13 protein-coding genes and 1 pseudogene are annotated in these 18,760 nt (G+C 52.3%); 9 read left to right on the top strand and 5 right to left on the bottom strand.

Annotated elements, in window-relative coordinates; all coding sequences use genetic code 11:
• Positions 1-59: 59 nt before the first annotated feature.
• Entirely contained in the window at positions 60-917 is an 858-nt protein-coding gene (locus A9165_RS06510) for a cation diffusion facilitator family transporter (protein WP_065955323.1), read from the bottom strand.
• Between the two features lie 195 nt (positions 918-1,112).
• Between A9165_RS06510 and A9165_RS06505 the strand changes: the two genes are divergently transcribed.
• The 6 genes and pseudogenes from A9165_RS06505 to A9165_RS06480 all read left to right on the top strand — a co-directional run bounded on the left by A9165_RS06505 (position 1,113) and on the right by A9165_RS06480 (position 11,281).
• Positions 1,113-3,389: a YgiQ family radical SAM protein gene (locus tag A9165_RS06505; protein ID WP_083216233.1), complete on the top strand. Its 2,277-nt coding sequence runs from the start codon at positions 1,113-1,115 to the stop codon at positions 3,387-3,389.
• Positions 3,390-3,546: 157 nt separating this feature from the next.
• Positions 3,547-4,797 (top strand): ectonucleotide pyrophosphatase/phosphodiesterase, encoded by a 1,251-nt coding sequence (locus A9165_RS06500; protein ID WP_065955321.1) that lies wholly within the window; start codon positions 3,547-3,549, stop codon positions 4,795-4,797.
• Positions 4,798-4,801: 4 nt separating this feature from the next.
• Positions 4,802-5,956: a 23S rRNA (uracil(747)-C(5))-methyltransferase RlmC gene (rlmC, locus tag A9165_RS06495; RefSeq protein WP_065955320.1), complete on the top strand. Its 1,155-nt coding sequence runs from the start codon at positions 4,802-4,804 to the stop codon at positions 5,954-5,956.
• Between the two features lie 126 nt (positions 5,957-6,082).
• A complete protein-coding gene (imuA, locus tag A9165_RS06490) occupies positions 6,083-6,745 on the top strand; it encodes a translesion DNA synthesis-associated protein ImuA (RefSeq protein ID WP_065955319.1) in 663 nt (220 codons plus the stop codon).
• Positions 6,746-6,755: 10 nt separating this feature from the next.
• Positions 6,756-8,159: a DNA polymerase Y family protein gene (locus A9165_RS06485; RefSeq protein WP_065955318.1), complete on the top strand. Its 1,404-nt coding sequence runs from the start codon at positions 6,756-6,758 to the stop codon at positions 8,157-8,159.
• Between the two features lie 9 nt (positions 8,160-8,168).
• Positions 8,169-11,281, top strand: a pseudogene (locus A9165_RS06480) (error-prone DNA polymerase).
• A 29-nt stretch (positions 11,282-11,310) separates the two neighbouring features.
• Here the strand turns inward: A9165_RS06480 and A9165_RS06475 are convergent.
• Positions 11,311-12,867: a methyl-accepting chemotaxis protein gene (locus A9165_RS06475; protein WP_065955317.1), complete on the bottom strand. Its 1,557-nt coding sequence runs from the start codon at positions 12,865-12,867 to the stop codon at positions 11,311-11,313.
• Between the two features lie 225 nt (positions 12,868-13,092).
• Between A9165_RS06475 and A9165_RS06470 the strand changes: the two genes are divergently transcribed.
• Positions 13,093-13,515 carry a YqaA family protein gene (locus tag A9165_RS06470; RefSeq protein ID WP_065955328.1) on the top strand — a complete coding sequence of 141 codons (423 nt, stop codon included), beginning with the start codon at positions 13,093-13,095 and terminating at the stop codon, positions 13,513-13,515.
• A 76-nt stretch (positions 13,516-13,591) separates the two neighbouring features.
• Entirely contained in the window at positions 13,592-13,984 is a 393-nt protein-coding gene (locus A9165_RS06465; protein WP_065955316.1) for a DUF2750 domain-containing protein, read from the top strand.
• Positions 13,985-14,064: 80 nt separating this feature from the next.
• Here A9165_RS06465 and A9165_RS06460 read toward each other — a convergent pair whose 3' ends face one another.
• Complete coding sequence (locus tag A9165_RS06460) at positions 14,065-15,045, bottom strand: 2-hydroxyacid dehydrogenase (protein WP_008608112.1); 981 nt, start codon at positions 15,043-15,045, stop codon at positions 14,065-14,067.
• Positions 15,046-15,115: 70 nt separating this feature from the next.
• Complete coding sequence (locus tag A9165_RS06455) at positions 15,116-15,595, bottom strand: glutathione peroxidase (RefSeq protein WP_008608113.1); 480 nt, start codon at positions 15,593-15,595, stop codon at positions 15,116-15,118.
• 80 nt (positions 15,596-15,675) lie between these two features.
• Between A9165_RS06455 and A9165_RS06450 the strand changes: the two genes are divergently transcribed.
• On the top strand, positions 15,676-16,557 hold the full coding sequence (locus A9165_RS06450) for an NAD(P)-dependent oxidoreductase (protein ID WP_008608114.1): 882 nt from the start codon (positions 15,676-15,678) through the stop codon (positions 16,555-16,557).
• 568 nt (positions 16,558-17,125) lie between these two features.
• Here A9165_RS06450 and A9165_RS06445 read toward each other — a convergent pair.
• Complete coding sequence (locus A9165_RS06445; RefSeq protein WP_065955315.1) at positions 17,126-18,637, bottom strand: leucyl aminopeptidase; 1,512 nt, start codon at positions 18,635-18,637, stop codon at positions 17,126-17,128.
• Between the last annotated feature and the right edge of the window lie 123 nt (positions 18,638-18,760).

Below are 18,760 nucleotides of genomic sequence, written 5' to 3'. Positions count from 1 at the left end.
ATTTCGTGGGGATACCTCAGGGTCCGAGGTCTAGCCGGTACCGGAGTGCGGTGGATAAGTCAGGGGTGGGGTTCGATGTGGACGATAAGCTGAATGCCGAGTGCTGCGAGTTGCTGCTCGGCCTGGTCTGCCAGTTGATGCGCACGCTCTACGCTCCAGTGGCCGGGTACCAATAAATCTGCCTGAGCAAAGGCTTGGGCAGCAGCAGCGCGGGTTCTGATATTGGTAAACTGCACTTGCGGTCCGCCGATTGTCGCCAGCATTTCACTCAGCTGCGCTACCCGTTCGGCGGGCAGGGCGTTATCCATTAAGCCATTAATGGCTTTATGTAAGATACGGCCACCTTCGCGCAGAATATGCAGTGCGACTAACATCGCCACCAGCGGATCCAGCCAGTTTTGTTCAAAAATCACGGCCAGAGCAACACCCAGCACGACACCTGCGGTGGTCCAGACATCAGTAAGCAAATGTTTGCCATCGCCTTCCAGCGCGGGTGAGTGCCAGTCTTTACCGCCGCGTAGCAATAACATTGCCACGGCCAGATTAATCACGCTGGCCAGCACAGTAAGCAGGGTACCGATACCCAAAGCATTAATTGGCTGTGGGTTGAGTAAACGCTCGCCGGCCGTAAACAAAATCGCCAGTGCCGCCAGAAATATCATGCCACCTTCAAAGGCGGCTGAAAAATACTCGGCTTTACTATGCCCAAAGGGGTGGCCATCATCCGCTGGCCGACGGGCGATCGTCACCATCCATAATGCAAAACCGGCACCCGCAACATTGACCAGTGATTCCATGGCATCTGATAAAAAGCCGACTGAGTCGGTCAGATACCAGGCCAGGGTTTTCAGCGCCATGGTTAAAAAGCCGGCCAATAGTGACAGAGCCAGTAACTGGCGGGGGCGAAGAAGTGGCATGTAAGGCTCCGCTAGATGCGTTAAGTTCAGTGTACGGCGCGTGGCGATTAATGTCAGCTGGCAGCGCGAAGAAATCAGCGCATTCGCCTTTCTACAGCGCAACTTGTATAATACGTGCCCTTGTAACACTCAGGTGCTTGTTTTATGTCCACTGCTACTGCTCCCTTATCCCGTAAATCTGCTCCGGTAGCGCGGATGGCGCCTGAACGCGACCTGTTTTCCTATCCCAAATACTGGGCTGAATGCTTTGGTCCGGCACCTTTTTTACCGATGTCACGCGCCGAGATGGATAAGCTTGGTTGGGACAGCTGTGATGTGATCTTAGTGGTGGGCGATGCCTATGTTGATCACCCGAGCTTTGGTATGGCGGTAGTCGGCCGGATGCTGGAAGCCCAGGGCTACCGCGTAGGCCTGATTTGCCAGCCTGATTGGCACAGCAAAGATGATTTTATGCGCCTGGGTAAGCCGAACCTGTTTTTTGGTGTTTCGGCCGGCAATATGGACTCGATGATTAACCGTTATACCGCCGATAAAAAACTGCGGCACGACGATGCTTACACGCCGGGCGATATTGACGGCAAGCGGCCGGATCGGGCGGTGACGGTGTATACCCAGCGTTGTAAAGAAGCCTACAAAGAAGTGCCGGTGATTATCGGCGGTATTGAGGCCAGTTTACGCCGCATTGCGCACTATGATTACTGGTCAGAAAAAGTGCGTCGCTCGGTTATTTTTGATGCCAAGGCCGATATTTTAATCTACGGCAATGCCGAGCGGCCGCTGGTTGAAGTAGCGCATCGTATTGCGTCGGGCATACCTGTTAGCGAAATTCAGGATGTACGTGGCACGGCGGTTATTCGCAAAGAGCCGTTGCCGGGTTGGCGCGGCGTCGATTCCACCGCTATTGATAAAGTCGGTAAAATTGACCCTATCCCGAACCCTTATGGCGCCGATGATGTTGGCTGTAGCAGCTATTCCGAATTTGCCAAAGCCGGTATTGATTTAACCAAGCCCGCTGAGGTTGAAGCGAAGCCCATTATGGTGCAGGCGCCGCGGCAAAAGCCGTGGGAGCAAACGTACGTTAAATTACCGGCCTTTGAGCAGGTCAGTGTGAATAAGCCGCTGTATGCGCATGCGTCACGGATCTTACATCAGGAAACCAACCCCGGCTGTGCCCGAGCCATTATGCAGCGCCATGGCGATCGGCATATCTGGGTTAATCCGCCGGCGTTTCCGCTCAGTACTGCGGAAATGGATCTGGTGTTTGGTTTGCCGTATCAGCGGGTGCCACATCCGGTGTATGGCAAGGCGAAAATTCCGGCCTATGAGATGATTAAAACCTCGGTCAATATTATGCGTGGCTGTTTTGGCGGCTGCTCGTTCTGTTCGATTACCGAGCATGAGGGACGGATTATCCAAAGTCGCTCGAAAGAGTCGATTATGCAGGAAATCAAGGATATTCGCGACAAAGTTCCCGGTTTTACCGGGGTGATCTCCGATCTGGGTGGCCCAACCGCCAATATGTATCGGTTAAACTGTAAAAACCCGAAAGCCGAGCAAACCTGTCGTCGCCCCAGCTGTGTCTATCCGACGATTTGCGAGCACATGGATACCGATCAGAGCCCAACGGTTGAACTGTACCGTGAAGCCCGGAATTTACCGGGTATTAAAAAGGTACTGGTCGCCTCGGGGGTGCGTTACGATTTGGCGGTAGAAGATCCTAATTATGTCAAAGAGTTAGTGCAGCACCATGTCGGGGGCTATCTGAAAATTGCCCCTGAGCATACCGAAGATGGTCCTTTGTCGAAAATGATGAAGCCGGGCATGGGTGCCTACGACAAATTTAAAGAAATGTTCGACCGCTTTAGTAAAGAAGCCGGTAAAGAGCAGTATCTGATCCCGTATTTTATTGCCTCGCATCCGGGTACCACCGATCTGGATATGATTAACCTGGCGCTGTGGTTAAAGGCGCGCGATTTTAGGTTGGATCAGGTGCAGAATTTCTACCCCAGCCCAATGGCCAATGCCACCACCATTTATCATACCGAAATGAATTCGCTGAAAAATATCAATAAAGCGAATACCGAAGTGGTGCCGGTGCCCAAGGGCGAGCGGCAGCGCCGGCTACATAAAGCGATTTTGCGTTATCATGATCCCAAAGGTTGGCCGATAATTCGTGAAGCGCTGATCCGCTTGAAAATGCAGCACCTGATTGGCCGGGGTAAAGACTGTCTGGTGCCGCCGGAGAGCAAAGACGAGCAGCATCAAAGACCACAGCGCGGTGGTAAGCCGGCATTAACGCGGCATACCGGCTTAAACCCGGCCGAGAAAGCCACGGCCAAGTCAAATAACGCCACTGCGAAAGGAAACGCGAAAGCAGGACAAGTTGCGCCTAAACCGGCTAGCCAGGCACCGGCAAAGAGTAAAACCGCTCCCAAAGGTAAACCAATGGCAAAAGCAGGTCGTGCAGGTTAGCACGATCTGAATGCGGCTGCTGATATTGTTAGTTACGCTGAAACGCCGATTATAAAAGGCAAATTGTCATGAATTGGTCAATAAAAGTCCGTACACTCAGCCGTTTTCAACTTGCGTCATTGATGTCGTTTGTCTATTAAGCCGGAATACTTTGTCCATGAGAATTTTTGTATTTTTATTCAGTTTTTTATTACTCGCCTGCAGTAAAACGCCGGACAGCGTCACTGTAGCTGAGACTGAACAGAGTCTGCTGATTATTTCAATTGACGGTCTGCGTCATGACTACCTGAGTTTGCATCAGGCACCGATGTTAGCCGAACTGGCGGCGGGCGGTGTGCATGTCAAACAATTACAGCCGGTCTTTCCAAGTAAAACCTTCCCCAATCATTATTCACTGGTCACCGGTTTACACCCGGAGCGGCACGGTATTGTTGATAACTCGATGTATGATCCTGAGCATCAACGCCAGTTTGCGATGAGTATGGCGGATCAGGTTGCAGATGGTTTCTGGTGGCAGGGCGAGCCGATTTGGATCACGGCGGAATTGCAAGGCGTGAAGGCGGCCACTTATTTTTTCCCGGGCTCGGAAGCCGAAATTAAAGGTAAGCGACCCAGTTACTGGTTCCCCTATCAGCATAATACGCCAAACCGCGAACGTACCGAGCAGGTACTGGCCTGGCTGGCGATGCCTGAAGCCGAGCGGCCAAGAGTGATCACCTTGTATTTTAGTGATGTCGATAGTGCAGGTCATAACTATGGCCCGCGCTCAGAGCAGGTAGCTCGGGCTCTGGCCGAGGTAGATGCTGAGCTTACCTATCTGGTGCAAACCTTACGTGAGCGTGGTCAGGCGGAGCAGGTCAACCTGATCATCAGCTCCGACCATGGTATGGCAGAGGTCGATCAGCGCAAATATATTATTGCTGATGAGTTGTTTGATGGCAGTTTAGCGCAGAATGTTCGCTTTTCACGTGAAATCGTCAGCATTTTCCCGAAAGATGGCCAGGAAGAGCGGATGTATCAGCAAATTGCCGGGCGTTATAACCCAGAGCAGATGCGCCTGTACCGCAAGCATGAGTTGCCAGAACGCTTTCAGCATCAACACCATGCCCGCATCGCGCCGATTATTTTGCTGGCGGAGCAGCCCTGGATCTTTGTCCGGCGCAGCTTATTACCCGGTTTAAAGGCTGATCCGTCTTTCCTCAGAGCACGTGGCAGCCATGGTTATGACAATACCGAGCCGGATATGCAGGGAATGTTGATTGCCTATGGACCGGCCTTTAAACAACAGGCGACGGTAGCGCAATTAAGCATGGTCGATTTTTACCATGTGATGGCCAGGGTAGTGGGCCTGACACCGGCGCCTAATCAGGGTGATCCGCGCGCGTTATCGCTGTTATTGCGGGACTAAGCGGATGCATTGCGCGCACTTTGTTGCTGGCCGTTGTCAGTCCTGCCAATGGCTGGCGATGCCTTACGCTGAGCAGTTGGCATTAAAGCAGCAACAACTGTTGCAGTTAGTCTCTCCTTTGGCGCCGCTGGAGATCCTGGCGCCGGTGGCAAGTCAGCAACAGGCGTGTCGTTATAAAGCCAAGATGGTGGTGCAGGGCAGCTGTGAAGCGCCGCTACTTGGGATCATTAATCAACAGGGGCAGGCAGTTGATCTCGCCGATTGTCCTTTATATCCGCCGGCCTTTGCAGCCGTTTTTACGGTGATTAAGCAATTGATTAGCCGCGCTCAGCTTACCCCGTACGATATTGCCGCCCGCCGCGGCGAGCTCAAGTATGTGCTGCTGCAGCAAAGTTATCATAGTGGTCACTTTATGCTGCGTCTGGTACTGCGTTCAAAGAACTGTCTGGCGGCGTTGCAAAAGCATTTACCCTGGTTATTGGCAAGCTTACCGGCGTTGTCGGTGGTCAGCGTTAATTTACAGCCCAAGCCGGCAGCACTGTTGGAAGGGCCGGAAGAAATCCTGTTAACAGAGCAGGCTTTGCTGCGTGAGCAACTTAATCAGGTACCGCTGTATTTAAGCCCGCAGAGTTTTTTTCAGATCAATCCTGAATTGGCGGCCCGACTCTATGCCACTGCTGCAACCTGGACGGCGGAACTCACGCAACAAGGCGTGCCGATCCGGCACCTCTGGGATCTGTTCTGTGGCGTGGGCGGTTTTGGTTTACATTTGGCCAGCAATGAAGTGGCGCTGACCGGGATTGAAATTGCGCCCTCCGCCATTGCCAGTGCTAAGCAGGCCGCGGCTGAGCTGGGGTTAACCCAGGTCGATTTTAGGGCGCTGGACTCCGCTGCTTTTGCCACGGCGGCGGTTAGCCCACCGGATCTCCTGGTCGTGAATCCACCCCGCCGCGGCTTAGGCGTCGAGCTGGTGACGGCGATTAAACAGCTGGCCCCCGCTTATATTATTTATTCCAGCTGCAATGCCAATAGTCTGGCAGCGGACTTGACCCTGTTGGATAACTATCAGTTACTGCGGGTGCAACTTTTTGATTTATTTGCCCATAGTAGTCATTACGAAGTGCTGACCCTGTTACAGCAGCGGGCTAAAACCGCCTGATCCGCTTTTGTAAACCTGCTAACCACTCACCTTTGCCTGCAGCCGGCAGCCTGTGAGCACTCTATGGGTGCTTGCATTTTTAACACCAGCAAATATACTGTATGTATAAACAGTATTTGGTGGTCTATGCACAGCTTACTTGAACAACTGACGCAGCGGCAATGGCTCTGGCAAGGTTCAGCCTTACCTGCTGCCGGTCAGCAGCTAAGTTCCGGTTATGCCGAATTTGACCGGCAACTGGGTGGCTGGCCGGCGTCCGGTTTGCTGGTATTGCAAAGTCAGCCGGCAATTGGCGAGTTGCGTTTACTGTTACCCTTATTCAAACAACTGCAGCAGCAAGGCCTGCTGGGGCTGATTAATCCGCCGCAGTTACTCCAGGCTGAGCCGTTGGCAGCACAGGGGATTAACCCGTCACAGTTGCTGTTGCTTTCCGGTGTCAGTGAAACGGATGCACTCTGGGCTGCAGAGCAGTTATTACAAAGTGGTTTATGTCGTCTGGTCCTGCTCTGGCAGGGGACGCTGGCGCGCAAGGCAGCACGCCGTTTACAGCTGGCAGCTCAGGCGCAGCAGGCGTTAGTGCTGCAACTGACCACGCAACAGCCGGAATTAACGCTGCCTTTAGCACTGGCGCTACAGCTACTGCCACAGCCTCAAGGTTTGCAGCTTAAAGTGTTAAAGCGCCGTGCCGGCTGGGCCGGGCAACAATTTTATCTTAACTGGCAAGATGAATGGCCTGAGCTTTATCCGGTACTGAGCCGCACCCAGACAGCTCTGGCTGAGACCGCCTGAGGGCTTTGTCATGCGCTGGCTTTATCTATATTTCCCCAGCCTGCAACTTGATCAACTGGCAGTGCAATATCCGGCACAGCCGATGGCGCTGGCATGTCCGAAACGACATCAATTGCTGGGGGTTAATGCACTGGCAGCGGCAGCCGGGGTCAAGGTCGGGCAAAGTGTGGCAACGGCCGTGTTACTGTGCCGTGAGTTACAGCTGTTTAGTCCTGAGCCGGCACGGGTAAAGCAGCTGCTGCAGCAACTGGCGGAGCGGTTATATCAGGTGACAGCCGATCTAGCGCTGCAGCCGCCGGATGCCTTGCTGATCCGGGTGAGTAGCATGCTTAAACTCTACCCGGATCCTGCCCGTTACTGGCAGCAACTCCAGCTGCAACTGGCAGACTGTCCCTATCAATATCTGGCTGCAGCGGGGCAAACTCCGCTGGCTGCAAAATTACTGGCCCGCTCCGGGCAGGCCGAGCTGTACTTAACGCCAGCGGCAGAGCAGGCCAAGCTGGCACTTTGTCCGTTAACTGCCAGCGATCTGCCGGCGGCTAGCATTGAGCAGTTAGCCCGGTTGGGGATCCGGCAGTTAGGTCCGTTGCTGGCATTGCCGGCAGCGGAGTTAGCCCGGCGTTTTGCTAAGGATGTGCTGCATTATCTGGATGCGTTAACGGGCAGAGCTGTGCAATTACCACAATTTTACCGACCCCGGCTGCAATTTAATTGTGAATTACAGCTGCATTATGAAATTACTGAAAGTCCACAGTTATTAAAGCCGTTACAGCCATTGTTACAGCAACTGCAGCAGTTTTTACGCCGGGCCAACTTATTGTGTCAGCGTTTGCAGCTTACTCTACAGTTTCGCCAGCATAGCCCCTTACCTCTGCAGATCCGCGCCCGGGCCGGTGAAGCCTGCGCCGCAAACTGGCAGCAATTAGTGTCCCTGCACCTGGCGCAGCTGCAGCTGCCAGAGCCGGTGTATGCGCTGCAATTGGCGGCAACAGACTATGTACCCGATCAGCGCGCAAGTTGTAATTTACTGGCACAGCGCTCACAGCCGCTGAGCAAAGCACAACTGCTCAGTGTGCTGGTGGCCCGCCTGGGGGAGCAGGCGGTGGTGACACCGGTGCTAAACCTGAGTCACTGGCCGGGGGCAGAGTCATCGGTATCAGCAGTAGCGGCGCTGCCGGCATTGAATGCGGCGCTTTGTTATCAACTCAGACCTATTTTACAACTGCCCAAAGCCCTGCCTTTAACCGAGGCGGTGACGCTGTTAAGTGGTGCCGAGCGTTTGGAGCAACTGTGCTGGCAAAGTGGCACCTTATTGCAGCGGGATTATTATCTGGCCCGCACTGAGCAGGGGCAGCGGTGGTGGGTATACCGCACACCGCAGCAGCAATGGTATCTGCAAGGCTGGTTTAGCTAAGGGGGGCCGATGAGCGAAACGTCAGCGGCAGCGCCGCCATCCGAGGCCGTGGCCTACGCGGAGTTATTTTGCCGCTCGAACTTTAGTTTTTTACAAGGCGCTTCCTCGCCGGAGGAGTTAGTTAGCACGGCGGCAGCTTTGGGCTATCAGGCGCTGGCACTGACCGATGAATGTTCGGTCGCCGGGGTAGTGCGGGCACACCGGCAAATCAAGCGGCAGCAATTACCGTTAAAACTGATCATAGGCAGTTATTTTCAGCTGCCTGGCCTGTCCTTAGTGCTACTGTGTCCGGATCGGCATGCCTATGCTGAGCTGTGCCGCATTATACCAATGCCCGACGGCGCGCTCAAAAAGGCCATTACCAGCTGGAAGAATGGGATTTACGCAGCAGCAAGCATTGCCTGGCACTCTGGTTGCCGCAAGGCGAGGCAGAGGTTGACCAGTATTGGGGGCAATTATTAAGCCGGCATTTTAGTGGCCGCCTGCACCTGGCGCTAGTACGGCAATTGCGTTATCGCGAAGCGCGCTACCTGGCGTATTGCCAGACGCTGGCCCACGATTTTGCACTGCCACAGCTGGCGGTTGGTGCGGTATTAATGCATCAGCGTGAGCGACTGGCATTACAGCAAACCTTGACTGCCATTCGCCTGAAAACGCCGGTCCAGCAATTAGGCCGCCAGTTGCTGAGTAATGCTGAGGCCTGTTTAAGACCCCTGAGCAAACTGGCGAAGCTCTATCCCGCTGCTGCACTGGCGCAGAGCGTGACGCTGGCGGCTGCGTGCCAGTTCTCGCTGGATGAGCTGCGTTATGAATATCCATCTGAGCTGGTGCCGTCTGATCTTAGTGCCAGTCAGTATTTGCAGCAACTGGTGCAAGCCGGAGCCCGGCAGCGTTTTGGTATAGCAGGGCCGGCAGCGTCGATCCAGGCGCTGATCGATAAGGAATTGGCGCTGATTGCTGAGCTGCGTTATGAGTACTTTTTTCTGACCATCTATGATTTGGTTCAGTTTGCAAAAGCGCGCGGCATTTTATATCAGGGCCGCGGCTCTGCCGCTAATTCGGTGGTCTGTTATTGCCTGGAAATTACCGCTGTCGATCCGCGGCAGATTAATGTGCTGTTTGAACGCTTTTTATCCCGCGAGCGGCAGGAGCCGCCGGATATAGACGTAGATTTTGAGCACGAAAGGCGCGAAGAAGTGATGCAGTATCTGTATCAGAAATATGGCCGCGAGCGGGCAGCGCTGGCGGCAACGGTGATCAGCTACCGCTTGAAAAGCGCGATCCGTGATGTTGGGAAGGCGCTGGGGATTAATGAAATGCAACTGGAGCATTTTATTAAAAACCTGAACCGCCGCCATGGTGTGGTCAGCTGGCAACAACAGCTTCGCCAGCTTGGACTGAATACCGAACAAGGTCTGGGGCAGCAGCTGGTGCAGCTGGTGGAGCAAATCCGCGGCTTTCCGCGGCACTTATCACAGCATGTCGGGGGCTTTGTGATCTCGGCCGGCCCTTTGTATGAGTTGGTACCGGTAGAAAATGCGGCCATGGCTGAGCGCACTGTGATCCAATGGGATAAAGATGATTTGGAAACACTTGGGCTGTTAAAGGTCGATGTACTGGCCTTGGGCATGTTAACGGCAATCCGCCGCTGTTTTCAGTTGGTGCAGCAACACTATGGCTTGACGCTCAGTATTGCGGCAATTAATGGTTATGGTGATGATCCTCAGGTGTACCGGCAAATTCAACAAGCGGATACAGTAGGGGTGTTTCAGATTGAATCCCGGGCACAGATGAGCATGCTGCCAAGACTCAGGCCAGCCTGCTATTACGACTTGGTGATTCAGATAGCGATAGTGCGGCCAGGACCAATTCAGGGGGATATGGTGCACCCTTATTTATTGCGCCGGCATGGCAAGGAGGCGGTAACCTATCCTTCCGAGGCAGTCGCCGGCGTGTTATCCCGTACCCTGGGCGTACCCATTTTTCAGGAGCAGGTGATTCAGCTGGCAATGGTGGCCGCTGGTTTTAGCGGTGGCGAAGCGGATCAACTCAGACGCGCCATGGCTAGTTGGAAGAAAACCGGTGAGCTGTTGCAGTTTAAAGAAAAGCTGATCAATGGCATGCTAAGCCGCGGCTATCAGCAAGACTTTGCCGAACGGATCTATCAGCAAATTTGTGGCTTTGGCGAGTACGGTTTTCCGGAGTCACATTCTGCCAGTTTTGCAGTACTGGCCTATGTTTCTGCCTGGTTAAAACATTACTTTCCGGCGGCATTTTATACCGCCCTGTTAAACAGCTATCCCATGGGGTTTTACAGCCCGTCGCAGCTTATTCAGGATGCCAGACGTCATCAGCTTAGGGTGCTGCCGGTCTGTATTAATGCCTCCGCTGCCGCTCACCAATTAGTACTGCATCAGGGGGACTGGGCTATCCGGCTTGGTTTACAACAGGTTAAGGGCTTAAGCCAGCAGACGATTGAGCAGTTATTACAGCAGCGGCCAGCGGCGGGCTTTTGTCATCCGGCACAGTTAAAGCAACTCGGGTTAAATGCCCGCGAACTGGCGGCGCTGGCCAGTAGCAATGCCTTGCAGAGCTTAACTGGCGATCGCTATAACAGTCGTTGGCATTTGTTGGATCAACAAACGCAGCTACCGTTATTTGCCGCTGTAGCTGAACCGGCGGCGCCGCTGCTGCAGCCACCCGGCGAGCGCGAAGCGATGCTGGAAGATTATCAGGCGCTGGGGTTTAGTCTTGATTATCATCCTCTGCATTATTTGCGCCAGCGTGGGAAGTTGGCCGGTTGTACGTTGGCTAGCGACTTGGCGACAGTGCGACAACAGGCAGTGGTTAAGGTCGCCGGCTTAGTGACTTGCCGGCAGTGCCCGGGTACTGCCGCCGGCGTCACTTTTTTAACGCTGGAGGATGAAAGCGGTAATATTAATATTGTGGTATGGCAGGGGACGGCTCAGGCACAGCAACAGCCCTATCTGACAGCGAAGATCCTGCAGGTAAATGGTATTTTAGAGCGCGAAGGCGAAGTCGTGCACGTGATTGCCGGACGTCTGACCGATTTGACGCCCTTACTGGAAGCTCTGCCGGCCGGGTCACGGGATTTTCACTAGCCAACAAGGCTGGCGGTTAACCGCTGAAGTTAGCGTTTAAAGCCAATCCGAAAGCCGCCCCAGTGCTTGCCATTAACATAGATAGGTACCGATAAGTCATGCACAATTTCGCCGGTATCTCTTTTATAGGTTTGCAGTAGCATCGGCTCAGTGTTGCTGCCACAGCGGCTACCGGTACGGTCACTGAATATCCGTTTGGTGCGATTCTGCAGCAAATCCTTATCATAATTACCGGTCAGCGGCTGACTGAATTTTTTATTATGGGTCGGGAAGTAACCCTTGCGATCGACAGCACCGGCATAGAGTACATTCTGATGCCGGCTTAAAATCGGTTCCTGAATAGCGGGGAATAATTGATCAGTCAGCTTGTCATAGGCAGTACTGAATTTTTGTGGGTTAGTATTGGCGATAGGTTGATATTTCTCGGCAAATAACTCTGCATCTGAGACTTTACCTTCTTTAATCAGCTGGCTAAGCGTCGCAGCAACCGCCGACGCTGCTTGTTTGGCTTCTTCAAAGATCGGTTGGTAAAAACTGTTACTGGCCTGAGTACTCAGTTCCCGGTAGATGGTTTCAGTTTCAATCGATACCTCTACCGCCTGACCGGCAATCCGGGTACCTTTTTGCTCTATTTGTACCAGCGCGCTACTGATATTGTCGATAGCACCACTGATTTGACTGCTATTACTTTGCAGGGAGTCACTTAATTGTTCAATTTCCCGCAGAGCACCTGATGCTTGCTTGACTTCCTGGCTAATATGATTGACGCCTATTGCCACCTGTTGTAATTCGTCTTGTGCTTGATGGCTGGAATGTTCTAATTGCTGCATTAACTCGGCAGTATGGCTACTTTGGTTGCGGATCTCCTGCAGCATATTCGCAATATCCTTGGTTGCGCCGGCTGTTTTACCTGCCAGCGCCCGCACTTCGTCGGCTACTACGGCAAAGCCGCGTCCCTGTTCACCGGCGCGAGCCGCTTCAATGGCGGCATTCAGCGCCAATAAATTGGTTTGCGCGGCAACGTTATTAATCACTTCGGTGATATGCTGAATTTTATCGGCGCTGCTACGCAGGCTTTGTAATTCGGCTGCCGCATTGGCGACCGCTTGCGCCAATGCTTCAATCCGCACCACACCATTTTGCAGGTTTTTATCTGCCTGCTCTGAAGCGCTGGCGGTTTGATTTATCGTTTGATTAATGGTTTGCAGGTTATGGTTTAAATCACTGCTGCCGGCTGCCACATTCTGGCTGGCATTAGCCAGTTGTTGGCTATCATCGCTACTATGTTTAATATCTTTGATCAAGGCATCAATATAAAACGAGACTTCTGCTGCGCCAATCGCCATCTTCGAGGTTGCTTCGGTGATATTGCGGACCATCCGATCTGAGGTTGGTTGAGTCTGAACCTGAGTCTGATTGGGATCTGACGCTGCCATTTTTTGTGCTGGTAGCAAAAATAAATAAGCAGCACTTAACAGCACTGTTATAAACACAGCCACTATTGGCTTGGTCAGCCACAACAGTAAGCTTAGCAGTGTCGTTAACATCACCAGAAATAAGATATTACGGATCAGCGGGGTAGACATAGGCACTCCGGAAACACTAATACTTTTGGCAGGTTGGAGAATGCCGCGATCTTTGTAAATAGCTAACGGCGGCTTTTAGACTAAAGTCTATCGGAAAGCTTATTTTTTGCCAGTGACTTAGCCATGGTTTTACCTATAACAAACCTAAACAAAAACCGGCAGCTTTACCTAAAAGTCACTTGAAAATGCTAGACTTTGCCGCACCTGATTAAACAGAACTGTGTTGTGGCTTATTTTTCACTTTTTCTAACCGGCTTTATCGCCGCGACGCTATTCCCAGCCTCCTCCGAAGTGCTGCTACTGGCCTTACTGGCGCAGGGCTATCTGCCTGTTTGGTTGTGGTTGGCAGCGACCCTTGGTAATACCCTGGGATCCTGTGTTAACTGGTATCTTGGTCGGGAGTTGCTACGCTTTCAGCATAAAAGTTGGTTTCCCATTTCAGCCGCTGCACTGACGCGGGCGACAACACAGTTTCAGCGTTATGGCTGCTGGAGTTTACTCTTTGCCTGGTTACCGGTGGTGGGTGATCCGCTGACTATGGTAGCCGGGGTACTTCGGGTACCGTTCCGGTTGTTTTTGCTGCTGGTGGCACTGGGTAAGGGGCTACGCTATGCGCTGTTGATTTGGCTGGGACATCAGCTCTGGTAACAGCGTGTTTTTCTGATAGCTTTTGCGCAGCGGATCCGTCATCATTAGCAGTATTTACTGGCAAAGAGAACACACTATGGATTATCAACTGACTGCTGAAGAACTGGCCCGGATCACCGCGCTGGATGCGGAACAGCGCTATGAGTATTTTATTAAGGCCGTCGCCGATCTGGAGCAGATCTGGATCCTGACCGATGACGAAGGCTTTGTGCTGGTCAGCGCCGAGGACGAGCGTTGCATTCCGGTATGGCCACATGCTGAGCTGGCAGAACAGTGGATCGAAGGCGAGTGGTCAAATTGTACCGCTCAGGCTGTTGCCATCGATACCTGGCTGGAAAAATGGACTGAAGGTTTAAACGGTGACGAATTAAGTATCGCTGTACTGCCGGATACGGACGGTCCTGGCGTGGTGGTAACGCCGGACGAATTAGCCGAAACTCTGGTGAACGAGCTGGAAGACGAAGCTTAAGCCAGCGGCAATACCAGAAGAAACGGCAGGGGAACCTGCCGTTTTTTATGAGGTAACATCAAGGATAAAGAGGATAAGCCTTAATTAACCAGCTCATTACCATTACTTTGCCCCCCGGCAAAAGCCACCAGATTATCACTGGTGATCTGGCTGATTTGTTGCAGCGCTTCGCGGGTGAAAAACGCCTGATGGCCGGTGATCAGCACATTAGGGAAGGTGAGTAAGCGTTTAAAGACTTCATCTTCAATCATCTGCTCAGACAGATTCTCAAAAAAGATATCCGCTTCCTGTTCATAGACATCCAAACCCAGATAGCCGATTTTCCGGTTCTTCAGGCTATGGATCACGGCTTTAGTGTCAATCAGGCCGCCACGACTGGTATTAATCAGCATCACACCGTCTTTCATCTGTGCCAGACTATGTTGATTAATCAAATGCTTAGTTTGCGGGGTAAGCGGGCAATGTAAGCTGATAATATCGCTTTGCTGATACAGATTTTCCAACGTGGTGTAGTGCTCGGTTAGCTCAGCGTCTGGCTGAATATCGTAACAGAGCAACTTACAACCAAAGCCTTTCAGAATGCGTGCTGTTGCCAGACCGATACGGCCGGTACCAATCAGACCAACGGTTTTGCCGTGCATGTTAAAGCCGAGCAAGCCATCCAGGGCAAAGTTATCATCCCGTACTCTGTTATACGCCTTATGCAGTTTGCGATTTAAGGTCAGCATCATTGCGATAGTGTGTTCGGCTACCGCCTCTGGTGAATAGGCCGGCACCCGGGCTACTCTGATCCCTAACGCCTTGGCGGTATCCAGATCGACATTATTAAAGCCGGCGCAGCGCAGGGCGACCATTTCGATGCCCATTTCGGATAGCAGCTGCAGTACCGGAGCAGACAGATCATCGTTGACGAAAACACAGACGGCGTGACAGCCCGCGGCCATCTTCACCGTCTCAACATTCAGACGGCTGTCAAAGTATCGAAATTGCAAGCTGGCATCAGCCCACTGGCTAAAGCCGTCCTGATCGTATTTTTTCGCACTGAACACAGCGATTTTCATGGCTTCTCTCCCATCTTGATGACGGGAGAATACCGGATCCTGATTTTGCATATTTAGCGCCAGATCAAAGTTACAGTAATTCTTCGATGGCTTGCGCTATGCTGGCAGGTTTAGTGCGCGGGGCGTAGCGTTTTACCACCACCCCCTCTTTGTTTACCAGAAATTTGGTAAAGTTCCACTTAATCGCACGGCTTTTTAGTAAACCGCGGGCATGATCTTTTAAATACTCAAATACCGGCGCGGCTTCCGGACCATTCACATTGACTTTTCCCATCAGCGGAAAGGTCACACCGTAATTCAGTTCACAAAACTGCATAATCTCAGCGTTAGAGCCTGGTTCCTGGCTGCCAAACTGGTTACAGGGAAAGGCCAGAATCACCAGACCACGCTGGTGATACTCTTTATGCAAGGCTTCAAGATCTTTATATTGCGGCGTAAAACCGCACTTACTGGCGGTATTGACAATTAAAACCACTTTACCGCGAAACTGGCTTAGCTCAAGCGGCTTACCGGCATTGTCCTGGACGGTAAAATCATAAAGTGTCGTCATGGTCATTCCTTTAGACTTTCAATTAGGCTGATAACTTTGTAAGCTCACACTCCACTATGTCACAGCTTTAAGTCATTTTTATGTCAAATATTAGCAATAAAAGCGTCGCCTTTATTGGTCTTGGGGTAATGGGCTATCCGATGGCCGGTTATCTGCAGCAAAAAGGCTATCAGGTTTGTGTGTATAACCGTACTACGGCCAAGGCTGAGGCCTGGGTCAGTCAGTATGGCGGCAAGTGCGCGCTAACGCCAGCAGCGGCGGCAGCGGGCGCCAGTCTGGTATTTATGTGTGTCGGTAATGATGATGATGTGCGCTCTGTAGTTTACGGCGAGCAGGGAGTACTGGCCACCATGGCCGCCGGCGCAGTGCTGGTCGATCATACTACGGCATCTGCCGAATTGGCGCGTGAACTGGCCGCAGCTTGCGCTAAACAGCAGTTGGGCTTTTTAGATGCGCCGGTATCCGGTGGCCAAGCAGGTGCTGAGAAGGGCATTTTAACGGTGATGGTCGGTGGCAGTGCAGCCGACTACAGTCTGGCTGAGGCGGCGATGCAGAGCTATGCCCGTTGCGTTAAGTTACTCGGGCCGGCTGGCTCTGGCCAGTTGGCGAAGATGGTGAATCAAATCTGTATTGCTGGTGTGGTGCAGGGGCTGGCTGAGGCCCTAAACTTTGCTAAAAATGCCGGATTAGACGGTGCCGCTGTGGTCGAGGTGATTTCGCAAGGTGCCGCATCCTCGTGGCAGATGCAGAACCGCTCACTGACGATGCTGGATGATAAATTTGATTTCGGTTTTGCGGTGGATTGGATGCGTAAGGATTTATCAATTGCGTTAAATGAAGCCCGCAAAAATGGCAGTGCTTTACCGCTGACGGCGCTGGTGGATCAGTTTTATGCTGAGGTGCAGCAGATGGGCGGCGGACGCTGGGATACGTCGAGTTTAATTAAGCGGTTGAGCCGGTAAAAGATCATTTACTATCTAAGATTCGTGCATCCGGCGGCTAAACACGCCGTACAACTTTCCTGGGACTCGCCGCGAATACCTCACTGGGGGTTATAAACTTCATCCTGAAGTTTACCCAGCTAAGGTCGCAGCAATGGGCTCGACGCTTCAGAATCGTGATATAAGCATCCGGTGGCAAGCACACCGTACAACTTTGACGGGACACGCTGTGAATACATCCCTGTACGCTTGCATTTTTCATCCATGAAAAATACATTCCCTTACAAAGTGTACGGAATGCTTACCACCTCGTTTTATATCTGCTGTGTTCTAAGATGTTTTTCGTGACGTCTAAGAGATTCTATTTAAGCCCTTGGCTGCGGTAGAATTTTCGTAACAGCAGCATGGATGCTGCGGAGGCTGAAAGGGCACAGGGACGTGATCCTTGAAGCCGGTGGAGAAAATTGCTACCCAGCTAAGGGCGTTGAGCAGGTCTTAAATCTGCATGTCAGGTATCGAACTCAGATTGTAGTGACAACAATGATAAACCGGGTAGCCAGCAAAGCGACTACCCGGTTTAATTTGCAGATTACTCAGCGGTTAAAACCCACTCGGTTAACAAGCGCACACCATAGCCGGTGGCACCCTCAGTTTGTAAGCCACGATTACTGCTACTTAGGGCATTACCCGCGATGTCCAGATGTGCAAAAGGCGTGTCTTTAACAAACTGCTGCAGGAATAAGGCGGCAGTTGAAGCGCCGGTGCTGCTGCCGGTGTTGCGTAAATCGGCGATGCGGCTCTTTAACTCCGGTAACATCTCATCTGTCATCGGTAAACGCCATAATTTTTCCTGCGTTTTCTCCCCTGCCTGAGTTAATTGCGCAACCAGGTTATCATCCTTACTGAAAATACCGGCGTAGTAAGACCCCAGGGCGCCCACTTTAGAACCGGTTAGCGTCGCAATATCAACAATGGCGCGCGGTTTAAAGTTGGTCTCGGCGTAGAACAGCGCATCGGCCATCACCAGACGACCTTCGGCATCGGTATTGATAATTTCGATAGTTTTACCGTTACCGGCGGTAATCACATCACCTGGCAGGTAAGCGCGATCAGAAATCATATTCTCGGCCAGAGCCATCAATCCAACCACATTAACCGGCGCTTTCTGCTTCGCCAGCGTATGCATGGTACCCAGTACAGCGGCAGCACCCGCCATGTCACTGGTCATGCGCAGAATTGAATCGGCCTGGGTTTTTAGGTTGTAACCACCAGTATCAAAGGTGATACCTTTACCAATTAACGCCACAGGCGCTTGCTTGCTACCTTCCCAGTGCACGATGACCAGACGTGGTGGACGGGCACTGCCGCGGCCTACGGCCAGGATGGCGCCTAAACCAGCTTTTTCCAGCGCTTTTTCATCCAGTACTGTAACTTTAGCGCCAAGTTTACGCAGTTCCAGTGCCTGTTTGGCGAAGGTCTCAGGATAAATCCCATTGGCCGGTTCATTGGTCAGATCGCGGGCCAGAGCTACGCCTTCACTTAGTGCCGTTAATTGGACTAGACGTTGTTCAGTAGCCGCTTGCTCCGCACTCAGCATATGCAGTTGGCGAACTTTTGGAGTTTGCTTATTGGTATGGTAACGAGTGAAGGTGTAGCTTGCTAAATCAATACCATGACTGATTTGAGCCAGTAATTCTGCCTGGCCAATCGGCGCCTTAATTAATGAGGCATCAAGCTGGATGGTATTGGCAGCGCTGCCTTTCAGGCTACGAGCTGCGGCGGCACCGAGCAGGCTGGCCTGATAAGGAGTCAACTTAGCACTGTCGCCGGTACCCAGTAGCAATACGCGCTGATACTGAGAATAGGGCGAAGCCGGTGCCAGCCAGTTCAGCGTTTTGCCATGCGCGGCGCTAAAATTCTCTTGTTTGCTGATCGCTTCCAGTTGCGGATTAGCATTGAGTTGATCCGGGCTAACCAGCAACACCAGGGTATCAGCAGTGGCAGCAATACTGCTGCTGGCTTTTACCTGAAATTGGTCAGCAATAGCCGAAAAACTGCAGCTGGCGGCAAGGATGGCGGCGATAGCGCTTAAACGAAACATAGACAAGACTCCTGTTAATTCAGTTTGTCGCTATAGTGACGAAAAGGCTGCATTTATACAATAAAACGGCGGGTAATCTGTCGTGAATTTCTGCGGATACAACAAAAAGGCGCCATAGCGGCG

Source organism: Alishewanella sp. HH-ZS, from assembly GCF_001704375.1.
GTDB classification, from domain to species: domain Bacteria; phylum Pseudomonadota; class Gammaproteobacteria; order Enterobacterales; family Alteromonadaceae; genus Alishewanella; species Alishewanella aestuarii.
Note: the sequence above shows the minus strand (reverse complement) of the source record. Positions and strands in the feature narration are given on the sequence as shown.